Genomic DNA, 16921 nt, shown 5'->3' with positions numbered 1-16921 from the left:
TTCGAGCTGGGATCGGAGAACAACGAGGTCTCGGCGGAGATCAATGGCACCTCGAGCAATGCGACCTCGATCGAGGTGGTGGTCAGTGGCGAAGGTGTGGACGAAACGTTCACGGTGACGCCGGGCGATAACGGTGACTGGTCGGTGTCGGACGAGGATCTGGACGGTCTGGACTTCCAGGACGGCGAGACCTACGAGGTGACGGCGACCGCGTCGGATGGTGACGGCAACACGGCGGAGGCGACGGCCACGGGTGCGTTCGATCTGCCAAGCGTTGACCAGCTCGAGGTGGATCTGAGCGACTTCGGCGGCCTTCAGACTTTCGATTCGGGCACCATCGGCGAAGGATCGAGCAAGGCCGAAGCGAATCTTTCGGAATACGTCACGGCTTCTGGGTCGGTGGGCTCTGAATCGTTGACCCCCTCATTGAGCTACGCGCTGAAGGCCGAAGAAGGCGTTTCCGGCCTTACAAGTGGCGGTGAGTCGGTTTATCTGTCCGTCCAGGACGGTGTCGTGACCGGTCAACTCTCGGACGAAACGGTCGTATTCGAGATCCGAATCGACGGTGGCACTCTGGAGATGGAGCAGTTCCTGCCGATTGACCATCCGGATACGGATAATCCGGACGATATCGTCTCGTTGTCCGGTCTGATCGACCTTGCAGTGACCGCGACGGTGGAAGATGGATCGGGGAATACCGCGACCGCATCCACGACCGAGGCACTCGGCCAACTGCTTGAGATTGTCGATGATGGTCCGAGTGACTTCGCCCCGGATCAGGCTGCCCTTGAAGATGGGCATACGGGCTCTCTGAATTTCGCCGAAAACGCCGGAGGAGATAGCGTCGGAGATGTTGTGTTTTCCTTTGACGACGGTGAGCTGGCCAAGGATCGGGACGGAAACCAGTTGTATGTCGGTGGTGAAGCATTGTCGCTTTACAAGGGTGACGATCCGACCTCTATGGAAGCGCGTACAGAGGAAGGGACAGTCGGATTCCGTATCGACCTCGATGCCGAGAACGACCAGTACACCATTAGTGATGTGAATGATGTCTATACGTTGAACCTCTTTGGGGTGGACCTGGTCGGCTTTAACGGAGGAAACGATCCGCTGTACTCGTTGAGTTCGACCACCGAGGGCGCCTCTGAAGGCGTTCTGATTTCGACGGAGAGCGGGTCGAATCTGAACACTAGTGGGTCTCAGGATCGGGGTCTTGGCGTTAATAGTGCAAATAGTTTTGAAGCGGGCGAAATGGCTCGGTTCAACTTTGTCGACGGTCTCGAGCAGACGGATGACTCGGCTGATTGGGACCGTAACCTGTCTGTGACTGAATTTACCCAGACTATTAGTACCAGCCAAGGGAATAATGGTACGCACCATCTCGAGATTCGTGCCTTCTCCAATGTGAGCAACCTCTCTGATAAGGGGGAAGGTGATCTGATCGGCCACGGTGAACCCGTGGCTCTTGAGCCCTCCGATGTCGAGATCAGGGATGCAGATGGTGAGTCGGTCGACTTCACGACAGACGGTTCCAGCACGGTTGATGTTGATGTGAGTGCCGATGGATATTCTCTCTTCATCACCGGACTGGAAGATGGGTGGACATACTCGATCAACTCGAGTGAATCGTTCCAGGCGCTCGAGATCGAGGCTGCTGAAGGGACGGACAATTTCAATCTCAACGGATTTGAGTTCAGCAGTATCGAGCAGGCGACTGGCAGCGGGATTCACTTGCCGATCGAAGGTGTTGACGGGGATGGTGATGGTATCGAGAGCGCCCTAACCGCCTGGTTTATGTCCACAGACGGTAGCGGCGAGATCGTGGTCGCGGATTCCGAGGGAGAGACGATTGCCGCATCCGACTCGGAGGATAGCGAGCTGGTAGGCACTGACGGAAATGACATCCTCATCGGCGGGCTTGGCGATGACCTGCTGGACGGTGGCGCCGGAGATGACATGCTCATCGGGGGTGGCGGAAACAACATGCTTACTGGCGGCGATGGCAACGATACGTTTATCTGGGTCGATGGATATCAGGGGGATGCGGGTTCACCGACAGAAGACGTGGTAACGGACTTCAGCAATGGTGAGAATGTGCTCGACCTGAGGGACCTTCTGCAGGATGAGGAGGGGAGCGAAACCAATATTGCCGATTACGTGATCGCTCAGGAAGATGCGGAAAACACCGATAACACCGTGTTGTACATCAACTCGCAAGGTGAGCTCGATGGCAGCTCTGATAATGCGGATCAGATCATCGTGCTGGAAGGTGTACAGCACAGTGATGACTTGATCAGCAACATGCTCGAGCAAGGGCAGCTGAAAATCGACCAGTAAGCGGTCGTGTTGGGAGCCCCGCCGGTCTGGATCGGCGGGGCTTTTTCGTGTCTGGGGGTGTAGTCTGGGAAGCGGAGTCGAAAACGGCCGGAGGGGCCGCGCATGTATGTGAGACGGGATACGGAAGGCAGGATCGACCAGGTGAGCCGCGAGGCGAATGCCGCTTGCACGGAGTTCGTGGCAGCGGATGCGCCGGAGATGGTGGCGTTTCTCGGCGGGGATGTCGGCGAGCCCGCGCCGGCCGCGTTGCAGGCCTCCGACCTGGAGCTGATTCGCGTGCTGGAGGACCTGGTCGAGGTGCTCACGGACAAGGGCGTGATCCGGTTTACGGATCTCCCGGAGGCGGCACAGAAGAAGCTGTTGGGGCGCAAGGATCTTCGTGCCTCGGCGCAACGTCTGAACCTGGTGGAAGACGATGAGGGCTTGCTTTAGACCGGCCGGGAAGTAGATGGGGCGCGATAGAGTCGAGTGTGTCCGTGGTGGCACAATCGGGTGATCCGCGACAGCTGGATTGAAAAGTTACAGGTGAGCGTTCGTATGGGCCGGTCTGCAGGATTGGCGTAGGAGGGGGAGAATGGCTGTGAATGCTGTGGTAGCTACTGTTCAGGCGTTGACCGGGACGGTGATAGCCCGGGACGCCGAGGGCAACTCGAGAGTGCTTGGCGTGGGCGATCCGGTGTATGCGGGCGAAGAAGTGATCCCGCTGCGCGGCGCGTCGGTGGAACTGGAAGGGATGGACGGTGCCGGCGTTTCTCTCAGCGAGGGCCAGCAGGCCCTGATGGGCGAGGCCCTGGCGGAGAGCGGGCGGGCCGATAATCCGGAGATCCCGACGGCGGAAGAAGTGATTGCCGCCCTCGACCGCGGTGAGTCACTGGACGCGCTGATCGCACCTCCCGCAGCCGGCCTGGAGGGCGGTGAGGGCGAGGGGGCCGGGTTTGTACGCGTCGCGCGCATTAGCGAGCCTGTGGAGCCGATTAACTACACCTTCCCGGTGAACGCTTTCGATCGGCCGGATGCCTTGGGCGAGACGGTAGCCGTCCCCGGGGGCGAAGCGGTCGAGACGGGCATTCCGCCCGGTACGCCACCGACCGATCCATCGGTAGATCCCCCTCCGGTGGAACCGCCGCCTGTCGACCCGCCGCCCGTGGATCCGCCCCCTGTTGCGAACCCGACGCTTGCGGTATCCGTTTCGGTGACAGCGGGGTACGGCTACGAAGATGCGAATGACGCCGCTGCGGGTGACGTGGTTTTCGATGTGTCACACGTCCTGAATCTGGACGGGTTGGACCCATCACTGGCCGGGGCGATCGCCTACAGCATCGTGGGTGGGGATACAGCCTACCTGGCGCTGGCCCAGGACGGATCGGGTAACTGGGTGGTGGTTCTGACCGAGGCCGGAGCCGCTGCGATTCGCGCCGGCCTGGTGGATGGCAATCAGCTGAATGTAACGATCGAGGGCACGGTGGTCCTGTCCGGGATGGACGATCTCGTGGATACCGGTAGTGGCGTGGCTCCCGTGCCCGAGCCGAGTGGCGAAGAGCCGCCGGAACCGGTTCCGGATCTGCTGGCTTCTGCCCACACGGTTGGCGGCAGTGACGTTCAGGGCACGATGGCGAATGCGAACAACCTGAAGGAGACCGGCTCGCAGAGTGCAGCCGTCTCGCATCAGGATGGATTTTTCGCGATCGACCATCAGGGGGCTTCGGATGACCCCAACGCGATCGAGTTCGGCGAGGCCCTGCTCTTTACGCTGGTCAGCCCGGCCGATACGGCCGTGTTCCAGATCCAGGGCGCCATTAACGGCGGTTCCTATCACCTGTACGACGCCGAGGGTGTCCGGATCGGTGATGCCCGTGATCTGGCAAGCGATGTGAACGAGAACGGCTTCCTGGAGCTCGGTGGCGAGACGTTCTCCTTTATTGCATTCCAGGGTGGGAGCACGGGTCCTGGAGCCAGTGGGGACGAAAGCGCGTTCGCGGTGAAGCCAGTCGACCTTTCGGTGCAGGTGGGTCAGGGCGAGGATGCGGAGTTCTATCCCGCGGGTGGCGAAGAGGCGCTTGCCGCGGAAGTGGTCGATGCCCTCGGTGAAGCCGATGACTTCGGGGCGAATTTCCTGACGGTCGATTCGGATCAGGAGATCTTTGTCGTGTCGCAGGGTGGTGAAGGCAGCATGGAGGATCCAGCACGCTTCGTGATCCAGGGCTTCAGCCTGGAGAGCAACGATCCCGGTGCCCAGATCACGCTCGGTGAGCTCCTGTCCAGCGCGAGCCAGGAGACGATCGACCAGTACCTGATGGCGGAAGCGCAGGGCGAGGATACCGTGCTGCACATCAGCTCGGGCGGCATGCTGGGGAGTGACACGGGCGGTGCCGATTACGCCATCACGCTGGAAGGGATCAGCATGAATGGCTTCGACTCGTCGTACGACTTTATCCAAACCCTGATCGAAAACGGGCATCTCTCCATCGATCAGTAGCGGTCCCTACCATCGGGATCAAGGGCCCGGCGCCGCGATGCGGCCCGGGCCTTTTTCTTTTCCGGAATGGAATCTCCGAGCAAGTGAAGTCCGGATTAGAAACGAGGATCAGCCAGTGGCGGGGCTCATTCGGGGACGTGCATGGACCGTTCCGGGCCACTTTGAGTCAGGCCTTCTTGGGAATGTCACCCTCCTGAGGCCCCTTACCCCTGCACAGTCATCCCGGCCGGAGCGAAGCGAAGAGCCGGGATCTCCCCCGTCGGGGCAACCCCAAGCGCGGAGATCCCGGATAACCGCTACGCGGTTTCCGGGATGACGAAACAGGGGGCCGCTGGAGACGCGAGCTCGACCCTGGCCCGCACGGTCCTTGGGCCTAGCTGACTCTCGTTGCTAATCGGGAGGAGGGTTCGTGCTGGGCGAGTAGCGGACAGTCGTTCCGGCCTGGGGCCGGTCGGACAGTTGGCTCCGTGCACGGGTGACCATGCAGACGCCTGCGATCCGGCACGATGCCCTAACGCGTCGGCTCCCGGACCGCGCTACCCGTGATGGCATCGATGCCGGCATCCATCAGTGGATCGATGTCGTCGCTGCTGTCACAGCCTTCGGCGATCACAAGGATCCCGATGGAGTGCGCCAGGGTGCAAAGCCCGCGTATGAGGGCCTGGGTCTCGCTGGAGCGATGCACGCCGTGGGTCAGGGAAGCCTGCAGTTTGACGTAATGGAGGCCAAAGGTGGTCAGGTCGTGCGCCTGAAAGGCTTCCGGTCCCGCGTGCTCGAGCCCCACGGTGAACCCCGTCAGGCGCGCGATGCGGCAGAGATCGCGCAGTTCCGCAGGGTGTGCGAGTGCACCACGAGCCGGGAACTCGACCCACAGGCGTCCCGCCGCTCGGGGGTCCAGTTGCAACCGGGCCTCGAGGGCCTGACGGAAGTGGGTGTCACGCAGGCTGTCCACCGAGAGGTTGATGGCCAGGCGTTCGTCGGGCGATTGCAGCCGGGACAAGGCCCGTTCCAGGACGGCGTCGTCGAGCCGGCGGATCAGATCGAGGCGCACCGCCCAGGGCATGAAATAGCCCGCGGGTCGCAGTTCGCCGTCGAGTAACAGGCGCATCGGCGCTTCGTGATGCATCAGCTGTTGGTCGGCATCGATCACTGGAAACCGACCCAGCTCCACCCCGTGCTGGTCAAGCGCGTCGGTGATGGCCGCCCGCCATTGATGCTGATCCGAATAGGGAAGGGCGGCATGGGGCTCGTGGGCGACTGCATCGCCGGGCTCCAGTTCCGCCCGCGCCAAAGCGAGATCCGCTCGCGCAAGAACCTCCCCGGTGGTGTCTTCGGGATGGTAGAGCGTCGCGGCAACATGAAGCGTCAGGGCGTCGGGTGCGTCGTCGCCGAGCGTATCCCGAACGCCGCCCAGAAGGGACTGCGCGAAGCGGTGACTGTCCGCGATACTGTCACCAAAGACCGCGATGTCGGAGCCGTTGAGCCGTCCGGCGGCACCATACTCGGTATGGGCGACGGCCTGTTCCATGACCTTCGCGATTCGCGCGAGCAGCGCATCGAGGTTCTGGTGGCCGACGATCTGGTTGATCGTGGCCAGGTCGTGGATGCGGAGCACCACGAGGCTGCCGGAGGAGCCGGCATGTCGGTTATCCAGCGTGGCCTGCAGGCGGGCGAGAAAGGGCTCCCGGGCCAGCAGGCCCGTCACGTCATCGTGCTGCAGTCGGGTCTTCAGGCGTTCCAGTCGTCTCGACTCTTCAACGAGCATGGCGCGGACATGCTCGGTCAGTTGGTTCATCGCGCGTACCAGGGCGCGGAATTCCCATGTGCGCGGTTCCGGGGTGGTGATGAAGCGGCGTGCACCTACCGCTTCGGCCTGCTCCACGACTTGCCGGAGGGGCTGGATGAGTCGTCCGAGCAGGAACGACCCCAGTAGACCGATGACCAGGAGCCCCACCGTGAAGATTGCAGTCAATCGAAGGGTGCCGGCCCAGAGTTCTTCGTATGCGTAATTGGTCTGGCTCTCGACGATCAGCGTGCCAAAGGACGACCAGCCGTCGGACACCTGTGCCACTCCGGGGCGGACATCGAAGTTCAGGGTGTCGATGAACCACATCGGGACACCCCGAGGCGCTTCGGGATTGCGTCGTTCCAGCATGAGATCGCCCGTGGGATCCTCGAGCCGGATATGGCGGTAGTGGCCGGTATCGAACTGGGAGGCAATCTGCAATTCAACGGTCGTATCGTCCTTGGGCAGCTGGGACAGCGACAGTGCCAGCGAGGCTGCATTGTCGATGTTCTTGGTCAGGAGCTGCTGGGCCAGGTAGTTGCGCGCCGAAAGGGTGCTCGCCACGATGCTTACCAGCAGTGCGAGCAACATGATGATTGCGATGGCAACCCAGAGTTGTTTTCTCAGTGTCATGGCTGCGCCCTTGTTTATGGGGTCGGGGTGATCGGTTGGTTGAGGTCCAGGCCATACTCATCCAGTTGGTCCAGGACTCGGCGCCACCTGGACAGGCGGGCGGTGGGGTCGCCTGCGGACTGGGTGGTTCCATCGGGCCACAGGCCCTGGCTATTGAACGAGAAAATAGGCGTGAGATCGTCGCGCTGCGAGGCGCGTTCGACGCGGGTGATCAGGTTGTCTAGCACTTCGGGCTCGCCGCGGGGGTCCGTGAAGTACCCGAGCACCATGTGCGCCTGACTGATGTTGCTGCCCGGCCCACCCATACGCGCCCGCACGTAGAAAAGGCGAAGGCGCTCATCCGGAATTCCCAGTTTGCGCAGACTCACGTACTTGGCAATGCTGAAGTCTTCGCAGTCGGCGGCGCCCTTGTCCATGGCTTCCAGCGGGGTCGCCCAGAAATCCTCCTGGCCCCAGGTGATCTGGTCATCCTGGTAGCGAAGCATGCGATTGAAAAACTCGTTCACCCGCGCGACTTGCACCCGTTCGTCTTCGCCGGCTAATTCCTCGAGCAGGTTGCGCCACTGCCGGACCCGTTCGGCGGCCTCGGGACCGTAGCGGATGGCCGCGACCTCTTCGAGTTGCGCCAGGTCATCAAGCCCCGCTTGTGGGGTGCCCAAGACCCATGCCGACATCGCCAGAACCAGAGCAAAGGCCAGGTGCTTGATTACGAGCGGCGAATTGCGGGCACGAGAGCGGAGCACGTTGGCGTGCCCTCCGGTGGCTGAGAATGGCGCTGTTAGGCAAATGATGGGCCACGTAAGCCGGGAAAGCCAGAAACAGACGGGCTACACGAGTTGAAGGTGGTGGTCCGCGGGGCTTTCAGGCGTTTGCCAAGCGTTAGGTGGGATCTTTGCTTCTGTTTGCGCAGCGAAAGAGCAGCCCATAGCCTGAAGACTTTTTTGCAAGTAGTTTGTTCGAGTAGTGAAGCGCGTTTGCCCGCGAACCAATGGGTGAACTTTCAAGTGACATGTGGGGGGGACACATCATGGTGAATGGATTTGGGTTTACGGCCGGCAAGGGAACCTTGCTGGCACTGACAGCAGCCGTAGCGATGGTCGTCGGCGGGACAGCACAGGCCGAGCCGCCAGAACCGCTGCGGGACGCCGCGATGGAAGCGGTGCTTTCCAACCCGGACGTACAGTCACGCTGGCACGCATTTCGTGCGGCGGGCGAGGAGCAGACCGGGGCGCGTGGCCGGTTTATGCCCGAGATCGATCTGAACGCCCGTGCTGGGTACCAGAGCCAGCGGTCCAATAACGACAACTTCAACAACTTCTCGCGCAACCCGCGCGGGGTAGACATCACGCTGACGCAGATGCTGTATGACGGCTTCGAAACGGCCAGCGAGGTTGGGCGTCTGGGCGAGATCCAGCGCGTGCGCTACTTCGAGCTGCGTGAATCGACCGAGGAGACCGCGCTGGAAGCGGTGCGGGCCTTTGCGGATGTGCAACGCCAGCGCGCCCTGGTTGAGCTTGCGCAGGAAAACTACGACGCCCACAAGGACGTCTACGATCAAATCGTGGATCAGACCGATCGGGGTGTTGGCCGGGGTGTGGATCTCGAACAGGCCTCTGGCCGTTTGGCCCTGGCGGAGTCGAATCTGCTGACCGAGCGGCAAAACCTTCACGACGTCAACGCGCGTTACTACCGCGTGGTCGGGCAGATGCCTGCAGACGAACGTGTGGATCTCGTGGGGACGTTCTCCGACGAGCCGATTCCAGCCACGGCGCAGGAGGCCCTGACCGAGGCGATCACCAACAACCCGGCGATGTTCGCCTCGCTGCGCAACATGGAGGCCGCCCAGCAGCAGCGCAATGTCGCACGCTCTGCGTTCCATCCGCGGGTCGATCTTCAGCTGCGTCACGCCTATGAAAACGACATCCTGGAGCGCGATGATACCCGTATTCGCGACACTTCCGCGTTGGTCGTGATGTCCTTTAACCTCTTCCGCGGCGGGGCGGATCAGGCGCGTGTTCGCCAGTTCACCGAAGAATTCAATCAGGCGCGCGATCAGCAGGAAGGGGTGTGCCGCAATGTGCGCCAGACGGTTTCCGTGGCGTATAACGATATCCGTTCGCTCGAGAGTCAGCTGCGTTTTCTGCGTCAGCATCGGGACTCTTCCGATCGTGTTCGCACGGCATATCGTCAGCAGTTCGGCATCGGGCAGCGAAGCCTGCTGGATCTGCTGGATACCGAGAACGAATACTTCGAGGCGAGTCGTGCTCACGTAAATGCGCAGCATGACATGGAGATCGCCAAGGCTCGTGCCCTGAACGGGCTGGGTCGCCTGCTGGAGTACCTGGATGTGTCACGTGGCGACATGCCGACTGCGGAGGACCTCGGCCTCGTGGACGAGGCTGCGCGGATCGATCCAGAAGCGGTCTGTCCGGCCGACGCCCCGCAGATGACGGAAACGCGTCATGAGAGCATCTTCCGCTAGGAGGCGGATGGTCTCGCGGGTTTGAAGAAAGGGTCAGTCTTCGGGCTGGCCCTTTTTAATGGTGGCGTCTGGACCTAGCAGCACGTTGAACCGCCCCGGGTGTCGCGGAGAGCTCTTGTCATGCGTGGACCTGATCCGGGGAAGTCAAAGGCCGGGCAGCCAGAACGCTAACAGCTTGATGTGTGCCAGCGGGGCTCATTCACGGAGTCTGATTAACTAACTGAAAAAATGGAGCCGGCGACAGGAGTCGAACCTGCGACCCTCTGATTACAAATCAGATGCTCTACCAACTGAGCTACACCGGCCTGGTGCCAGGGGCGCATCATTGGATGCTTCCCTGGGGTTTGGGCCTGGCGGCAGGCCCGAGAAAATTTGGTGCCGGGAGCGAGAATCGAACTCGCACTCTGTTGCCAGAACCGGATTTTGAATCCGGCGCGTCTACCAGTTCCGCCATCCCGGCTTGTGGGGCCGTAGTGTAGCGCAGGTTCTCTGCGGCACAAACGGGGCAGAGCGATCTTCCGCACTCCGCGCCGCGTCGAGTGGTGCGTGGTAGGATCGCGCGCCATGCGTGTTGCCGATTTCGATTACGAGCTCCCGCCGGAGCTGATTGCACAGTATCCGCTACCGGACCGGGCGGGTTCGCGTCTGTTGGTCCTGGAGGAAGAGCGCCCGCGGGACGCGCGCTTTGCAGAGATCGAGGATCTTCTGCGGCCGGGTGACCTGCTGGTGCTGAACGATACCCGGGTGATTCCGGCGCGTGTCTTCGGGCGCAAGGAGAGCGGGGGACAGGTGGAGGTTCTGGTCGAACGAATCGAGTCGCCCGGCCAAGTGCTGGCGATGGTCCGCGCCAGCCGGGCGCCGAAGGTCGGGGCCCGGCTACGCCTGGCGGATGCCTTTACCGTCGAAGTGACCGGCCGCGAGGGCCCGTTCTTCCGCCTGGCCCTGGTTGATGCCGACGATGTGCTCGCGTTGTTGCGCGAGCATGGACACATCCCCCTGCCGCCCTATATCGAGCGCGCCGACGAGGCGCATGATGCCGATCGCTACCAGACCGTGTTCGCGGCGCGCGAGGGTGCGGTTGCTGCCCCCACGGCAGGCCTGCATTTCGATGATGCCCTGCTGGGGCGCCTGCGCTCGGCGGGGGTGGAGACCGCGACGGTGACCCTGCACGTCGGGGCGGGGACCTTCCAGCCGGTGAAGGTCGAGGACACTTCGGCGCATGAGATGCATGCGGAGTGGTTGGAGGTGTCCCCCGAGGCCTGCGCGGCGGTAGCGGCCTGCAAGGCGCGTGGCGGGCGTGTGGTCGCGGTCGGTACGACCTGCGTGCGCTCGCTGGAGACCGCGGCCGCTGGGGGGGAACTGGCGCCGTTCCAGGGCGAGACGCGGCTATTCATCCAGCCGGGGGATCGATTTCGGGTGGTGGACCGGATGGTGACCAATTTTCATTTGCCGCAGAGCACGCTGTTGATGCTGGTGGCGGCATTTGCCGGCTATCGCCGGATCCTGGATGCGTATGCCCACGCGGTGGCGCAGCGCTACCGGTTTTTCAGTTACGGCGACGCGATGTGGCTGGCGCCGGGGCAGGGCGATGATCTGCCCCCGAGTATGACCACCGCCGCGGGAGAGTCCGATGGAGTTTGAGAATCTGGCCGCCGATGGCGCGGCGCGCCGCGGCCGTCTGCACTTCCCGCGCGGGACGGTGGAGACCCCGGCCTTCATGCCGGTGGGAACCTACGGCACGGTCAAGGCGATGACGCCGGAGGAGCTGCGTGAGCTGGGCGCAGAGATCATTCTCGGTAACACCTTCCACCTGATGCTGCGCCCGGGCACGGAGGTGATCCGGGCGCATGGCGATCTGCACGATTTCATGCACTGGGAGGGCCCGATCCTGACCGATTCCGGCGGATTCCAGGTCTTCTCGCTTGCGGAGATGCGCAAGATCAGCGAGGAAGGTGTGCGTTTCCAGTCACCGGTGGATGGCTCGAAGGTGCTGATGACGCCGGAGTCCTCGATGCAGGTGCAGCGCGAGCTGGGCTCGGACATCGTGATGATCTTTGACGAGTGCACGCCATACCCGGCCACCGCGGACGAGGCGCGCCAGTCGATGGAGCTGTCACTGCGCTGGGCAGCACGTTCGCGCACGGCACACGGTGACAACCCGGCGGCGTTGTTCGGCATCGTGCAGGGCGGGATGTACCCGGACCTGCGGCGGGAGTCGGCCGAGGGGCTACAGGCGATCGGCTTTGACGGTTACGCGATCGGCGGGCTGTCGGTGGGCGAACCGGAGGACGAGCGCCTGCAGACGCTGGATGCCACCCTGCCGCTGCTGCCGCAGGATCGTCCGCGTTACTTGATGGGGGTGGGCCGGCCGGAGGACATCGTCGAGGCCGTGCGACGCGGCGTGGACATGTTCGACTGCGTGATGCCGACCCGCAACGCCCGCAACGGGTTCCTCTATACCCGCGAGGGCGTGCTGCGCATTCGCAATGCGCGCTTCCGCGACGATGTCGGCCCGGTCGATCCGGAATGCGGGTGCTACACCTGTCGTCACTATTCGCGGGCGTATCTGAAGCACCTGGACAAGTGCAACGAGATCCTCGGTTCGCGCCTGGCGACGACCCACAACCTCCATTACTACCAGGATTTGATGCGCGGATTGCGCGAGGCGATCGCGGCCGGCGCGCTGAGCGAGTTCGTGGCCGATTTCTACGGCCGACGCGGCATGGCGATCCCGCCTGTGCCATAATCCGCGCGGTATTTTTTTCGCTCGCCGGGTGTGGCCCGAGCTCCCCGGTGGCGTCCGAATCTGAACCGAAGACGGAGTGTTTCGATGGACTTTCTGATTTCTGCAGCGCATGCCCAGGAAGGTGGAGCGGCCGGCGGCGGCATGATCGAGTTCCTGATCATGATCGTTATTTTCTTTGCGATCATGTACTTCCTGATCATCCGCCCGCAGAGCAAGCGCGCCAAGGAGCACCGCTCCATGGTCGAGGCCCTGTCCAAGGGCGACGAGATCGTCACCAACGGCGGTGTGGCCGGCAAGATTACCGAAGTCAGCGACGACTTCATCAAGGTCGACATTGCCGACGGCGTGAACGTGGCGGTACAGAAGCAGTCGGTCGCCTCCGTGATGCCCAAGGGCACGCTGAAAGATCTCTAAACGCCCTCCAGGGTTTTTGATATGCGCAATTCCTATCCGGCGTGGCTGTACGCCCTGATCGTCGTGGTCGTTCTGGGCGCGGGGCTGTATGCCGCGCCCAACCTGTTCCCGGAAGACCCGTCGGTGCAGATCGGCAATCCGGTCACCGGCGAGATCGACGGGAACATCCGTGACCTGATGGGCACCATCCTGGGTGCCCAGGGCGTGACGCCGAAACAGGTGGAGGAGCAGGACGACGGGCAGCTACTCCTGCGCTTCGAGACCAGCGACGAGCAGTCGCTCGCCGCGGAGATCCTGCGCAATGCCCTGGATGACAACCACACCGTCGCCCTGAATCTGGCCCCGGCGACGCCGAACTGGCTGCGCGCGATCAACGGTCAGCCGATGGCACTGGGTCTGGACCTGCGCGGCGGGGTGCACTTCCTGATGGAGGTGGATCTGGATGCCGTGATCGGAACGGCGATGGAACGCTACTCCAACGAGCTGCGCGGCAGGATGCGCGACGAGCGTCTGACGTTCGACACGATCGAGCGCAGTTCCAGTGACCTGACCGTCATGTTCGCGGACGAGGAAAACCTCGCGGCAGCCGAGAGCTGGCTGACCCGTGAATATCGCGGCGAGCTGGAATGGGAGATCCGCGGTAGCGGCGACACCACCCGCATGGTGGGCACCCTGAGCGATGACCACCTGACCGAGCTGCGCCGTCAGGCCCTGCAGCAGAACATCTCTACCCTGCGCTCGCGCGTGGATGAGCTGGGCGTGGCCGAGCCGATCATTGCCCAGCAGGGCGAGCACCGGATCGTGGTTCAGCTCCCCGGCGTGCAGGACACTGCGCGGGCCAAGGAAGTGCTCGGCGCGACCGCCACGCTGGAGTTCCGCCTGGTCTCCGAGGCCGGTGACCCGATGGAGGCCGCTGAATCTGGCCGCGCACCGTCCGGGACGCGTCTGTACCGCGAGCGTGACGGGACCCCGGTGCTGCTGCAGCGCCAGGTGATGCTCACCGGTGACTATATTACCGACGCCTCTTCCGGGATTGCCCAGGATAGTGGCGGCCCGGCCGTGTTCATCAATCTCGATGGCCAGGGGGCGCGCATCTTCTCGCGGGTGACCTCGGATAACGTGGGCCGCCTGATGGCGTCGGTGTTCATCGAGACGACCACCGAGACGGTGGAGGAAGACGGCGAGCAGGTCATGCGTACCTCGCGCAGCGAGGAGGTCATCAACGTTGCGCGCATCAACGAGCCGCTGGGCCGACGCTTCCAGATCTCGGGTCTGGATACCACGCGTGAGGCGCGCAACCTCGCGCTGCTGCTGCGCGCCGGTGCGCTGGCCGCGCCGATGTCGATTGTCGAGGAACGCACGGTGGGTCCGAGCCTGGGCCAGGAGAACATCGATCGCGGCATGCAGTCGGTGGTGATCGGATTCATCCTCGTGATGATCTTCATGATCCTCTACTACCGCGCCTTTGGACTGATCGCGAACGTGGCGCTGGCACTGAACCTGATCTTCATCGTCTCGGTTTTGTCGATGCTGCAGGCGACCCTGACCCTGCCGGGGATTGCGGGGATCGTGCTGACCGTCGGCATGGCGGTGGACGCCAACGTGCTGATCTTTGAGCGCATACGCGAGGAGATCCGCAACGGACTGTCACCCCAGGCGGCCATTTCGTCGGGCTATGACCGAGCGTTCACCACCATCGCGGATGCCAACGTGACCACGCTGATCGCGGCGCTGGTGCTGTTCCTGTTCGGTACCGGGCCGATCAAGGGCTTTGCCATCACGTTGTCGATCGGGATCATCGCGTCGATGTTCACCGCGATCATCGTGACCCGCGCAATCGTCAATCTGACCTACGGGCGCCAGCGTCGGCTGACGCGCCTGGCCATCTGAGCGCGGAGAAAACTATGCTTCCGCATCTGAATTTCGCTGAATCGAACATCGATTTCCTCGGCAAGCGCAAGATCACGATCGCGATCTCGCTGGTCCTGATCATTATCTCGGTGGCGCTGCTGGCCACCCGCGGGCTGAACTTCGGGATCGACTTCACCGGGGGGACCCTGGTGGAAGTGGGCTACCCCGAAGCGGTGGAGCTGGATACGATCCGCGAGACCCTGTCGGCGGGCGGCTATGCGGGGGCGCAGGTGCAGACCTTCGGCACCTCGCGCGATGTCCTGATTCGCCTGCCGCCAAGCGAAGACGACGACAACCCGGCGATGTTGTCCAACCGGGTGTTGAATGCTCTTCGGGATGGCGGGCCGGACGATCCGGATCTTCGTCGGGTGGAGTTCGTCGGTCCGGCCGTCGGCGAGGAGCTGCGCGAGCAGGGCGGTCTGGCGATGATCTATGCGCTGGCCGGCATCCTGATCTATGTGGCAGTGCGTTTCGAGTGGCGCTTCTCCATTGGATCGGTGCTGGCGCTGGTGCACGACGTGCTGATCACGCTGGGGATCTTCTCGCTGCTGCAGATGGAGTTCGACCTGGGGGTGCTCGCCGCCGTGCTGGCGGTGATTGGCTACTCGCTGAATGACACCATCGTGGTGTACGACCGAATACGCGAGAACTTCCGTGTGCTGCGCAAGCAGAGCACGGAACAGGTGATGAACAATGCGGTGAACAAGACCCTGGCGCGGACCATCGTGACCAGCATGACCACCCTGCTGGTGTTGCTCTCGCTCGCCTTCCTGGGTGGGGCGGCCCTGCAGAACTTCTCGATTGCGCTGATCATCGGGGTGGTCGTGGGGACGTACTCGTCCATCTTCATCGCGGCGACCGCGGCGTTGATGCTGGGTGTCGACCGTCAGGTCCTGCTGCCGGTGAAGAAGGAAGGGGCGGAAGAGGATCAGACGCCCTGACCCGGTTCACGCCTGTCCGAATCACCCTGTCCTAGCCATGTAGGACAGGGGGCATAAAAATGCCCGGGGCCGCAAGGCTGCCGGGCATTTTTCGTTGCGACAATGGTCCCTGGGATCAGAAGGCGAGGGCTTCCTTGATGATGCGCTCGACCAGTTCGTTCACGGCGCGCAGGCTTTCCTTCGAGTCCGTGTCGCCGACCTCGGGAACCGGCGTGTAGCCCATGTAGATTGTGCCCGGTTCCTCGGAGAGCTCGTAGACCGTGATGATGTAGGGGCAGAAGAGCATGTTGTGCGGATCGGCCTCCATGGTCGCGCGCGAGTAGGTGGCGCTGCAGAAGTCGACCGATTGCCCGTTGAGGTAGATGCCTTCGCCGCTTTCCTGTCCACCGGTGCGGTCCAGCATGTTGGCGATGTAGCCGACGTTGTTGATGACCAGGCCTTCAGCGGCGATGGCCTCTTCGACCATCTCGAAGTAGAAGTCGTATTCGCCTTCGGTCGTGAAGATGACGCGTTCGTCGGTCTCCATGAACGTCTCATAGGCGCTGGCGGTGCCGCCAACGGCGAGACCGAGGCCCAGGCCGATCGCCAGGGCGGAGTGGCGCAGGGTGCGCGAAATACCGGTGAGTGTTTTCATGGTTCCTTCCTCTATTGTGATTCCAGGCCTGGCCAGGATGGGGTTGTATGCGCGCCGTCAGCGGTGGATCCGGCGACGACGGGCGTGCTCTGATCGCGGTCAGTTGAAGAAATGACCGGCAAAGCGGGTTCGGGGCGCCCAGTACGGGTTGTCCAGATGCTCGATGCGAACCTGACCCCGTGCGCTGGGCGCATGCACGAAGCGGCCGTCTCCCACGTAGACCCCGACGTGGTCGATTTGATTCCCGTTAATGGCGAAGAACACCACGTCACCCGGGGTGGGCGGTCCCTCGCGCCGGGTCGCGGCGCGGGCCTGGTCGCGTGTCGTGCGCGGGACGGCGCGCCCGGCCTCGCGGTAGGCCCGCTGGACGAGGGCCGAGCAGTCCAGCCCGGTGGCATCGGTGCCCGCCGTACTGGTACGGGGTATCGAGGTGACCGAGGGCGGTCAGCACGACTTCGGAGCGTTCCAGGCCAGCCTCGGGCGTGGGGCTCATTGGGCCGTCCGCAAGGCCTTCGGGTGTGGCAACGGGCGCGGTGTCCCCTCCGCGGGGTTCGGGGCCCG

The 16921-nt window shown here is 63.0% G+C and carries 12 protein-coding genes, 2 tRNA genes and 1 pseudogene; 9 read left to right on the top strand and 6 right to left on the bottom strand.

From position 1 onward, the window contains the following. The 3 genes from F618_RS15180 to F618_RS0108910 all read left to right on the top strand — a co-directional run. Positions 1 to 2337, top strand: a 2337-nt coding sequence (locus F618_RS15180) for a type I secretion C-terminal target domain-containing protein (protein WP_019568352.1), incomplete at its 5' end; no start/stop codon positions are given. A 102-nt stretch (positions 2338 to 2439) separates the two neighbouring features. Continuing rightward, a complete protein-coding gene (locus tag F618_RS0108915; protein WP_019568351.1) occupies positions 2440 to 2769 on the top strand; it encodes a hypothetical protein in 330 nt (109 codons plus the stop codon). A gap of 142 nt (positions 2770 to 2911) precedes the next feature. After that, positions 2912 to 4813 (top strand): retention module-containing protein, encoded by a 1902-nt coding sequence (locus F618_RS0108910; protein ID WP_026331204.1) that lies wholly within the window; start codon positions 2912 to 2914, stop codon positions 4811 to 4813. Between the two features lie 511 nt (positions 4814 to 5324). On the opposite strand, the gene F618_RS0108905 is transcribed toward F618_RS0108910, so the two are convergent. Further along, positions 5325 to 7232: a LapD/MoxY N-terminal periplasmic domain-containing protein gene (locus F618_RS0108905; RefSeq protein WP_026331203.1), complete on the bottom strand. Its 1908-nt coding sequence runs from the start codon at positions 7230 to 7232 to the stop codon at positions 5325 to 5327. 14 nt (positions 7233 to 7246) lie between these two features. Continuing rightward, positions 7247 to 7906 carry a transglutaminase-like cysteine peptidase gene (locus tag F618_RS0108900; protein ID WP_231362672.1) on the bottom strand — a complete coding sequence of 220 codons (660 nt, stop codon included), beginning with the start codon at positions 7904 to 7906 and terminating at the stop codon, positions 7247 to 7249. Between the two features lie 419 nt (positions 7907 to 8325). Here F618_RS0108900 and F618_RS0108895 point away from each other — a divergent pair, with 419 nt between their 5' ends. Then, positions 8326 to 9714 (top strand): TolC family outer membrane protein, encoded by a 1389-nt coding sequence (locus tag F618_RS0108895; protein ID WP_019568348.1) that lies wholly within the window; start codon positions 8326 to 8328, stop codon positions 9712 to 9714. A gap of 229 nt (positions 9715 to 9943) precedes the next feature. Here the strand turns inward: F618_RS0108895 and F618_RS0108890 are convergent. Then, positions 9944 to 10019: transfer RNA gene (locus F618_RS0108890), tRNA-Thr, on the bottom strand. A 68-nt stretch (positions 10020 to 10087) separates the two neighbouring features. Then, positions 10088 to 10174, bottom strand: a tRNA-Leu gene (locus tag F618_RS0108885). Positions 10175 to 10278: 104 nt separating this feature from the next. On the opposite strand from F618_RS0108885, the gene queA reads away from it, so the two are divergent. The 5 genes from queA to secF all read left to right on the top strand — a co-directional run bounded on the left by queA (position 10279) and on the right by secF (position 15726). Beyond that, on the top strand, positions 10279 to 11355 hold the full coding sequence (queA, locus tag F618_RS0108880; RefSeq protein WP_018650223.1) for a tRNA preQ1(34) S-adenosylmethionine ribosyltransferase-isomerase QueA: 1077 nt from the start codon (positions 10279 to 10281) through the stop codon (positions 11353 to 11355). Continuing rightward, a complete protein-coding gene (gene tgt / locus F618_RS0108875; protein ID WP_018937724.1) occupies positions 11345 to 12460 on the top strand; it encodes a tRNA guanosine(34) transglycosylase Tgt in 1116 nt (371 codons plus the stop codon). Before queA ends, tgt begins: the two co-directional genes overlap by 11 nt. Positions 12461 to 12544: 84 nt before the next feature. Next, positions 12545 to 12874 (top strand): preprotein translocase subunit YajC, encoded by a 330-nt coding sequence (gene yajC, locus F618_RS0108870; RefSeq protein WP_018145833.1) that lies wholly within the window; start codon positions 12545 to 12547, stop codon positions 12872 to 12874. Between the two features lie 21 nt (positions 12875 to 12895). Continuing rightward, positions 12896 to 14764 (top strand): protein translocase subunit SecD, encoded by a 1869-nt coding sequence (gene secD, locus F618_RS0108865; protein ID WP_018937723.1) that lies wholly within the window; start codon positions 12896 to 12898, stop codon positions 14762 to 14764. 14 nt (positions 14765 to 14778) lie between these two features. Next, positions 14779 to 15726 carry a protein translocase subunit SecF gene (gene secF / locus F618_RS0108860; protein ID WP_018951730.1) on the top strand — a complete coding sequence of 316 codons (948 nt, stop codon included), beginning with the start codon at positions 14779 to 14781 and terminating at the stop codon, positions 15724 to 15726. 115 nt (positions 15727 to 15841) lie between these two features. On the opposite strand, the gene F618_RS0108855 is transcribed toward secF, so the two are convergent. Continuing rightward, complete coding sequence (locus F618_RS0108855; protein WP_019568347.1) at positions 15842 to 16360, bottom strand: DUF302 domain-containing protein; 519 nt, start codon at positions 16358 to 16360, stop codon at positions 15842 to 15844. Positions 16361 to 16459: 99 nt separating this feature from the next. Continuing rightward, positions 16460 to 16853 (bottom strand): annotated as a pseudogene (locus F618_RS14810) (C40 family peptidase). Positions 16854 to 16921 lie beyond the last annotated feature (68 nt).

Source organism: Thioalkalivibrio sp. ALMg13-2 (assembly GCF_000381185.1).
GTDB lineage: Bacteria > Pseudomonadota > Gammaproteobacteria > Ectothiorhodospirales > Ectothiorhodospiraceae > Thioalkalivibrio > Thioalkalivibrio versutus.
This window is presented reverse-complemented; position numbering and strand designations above follow the sequence as displayed.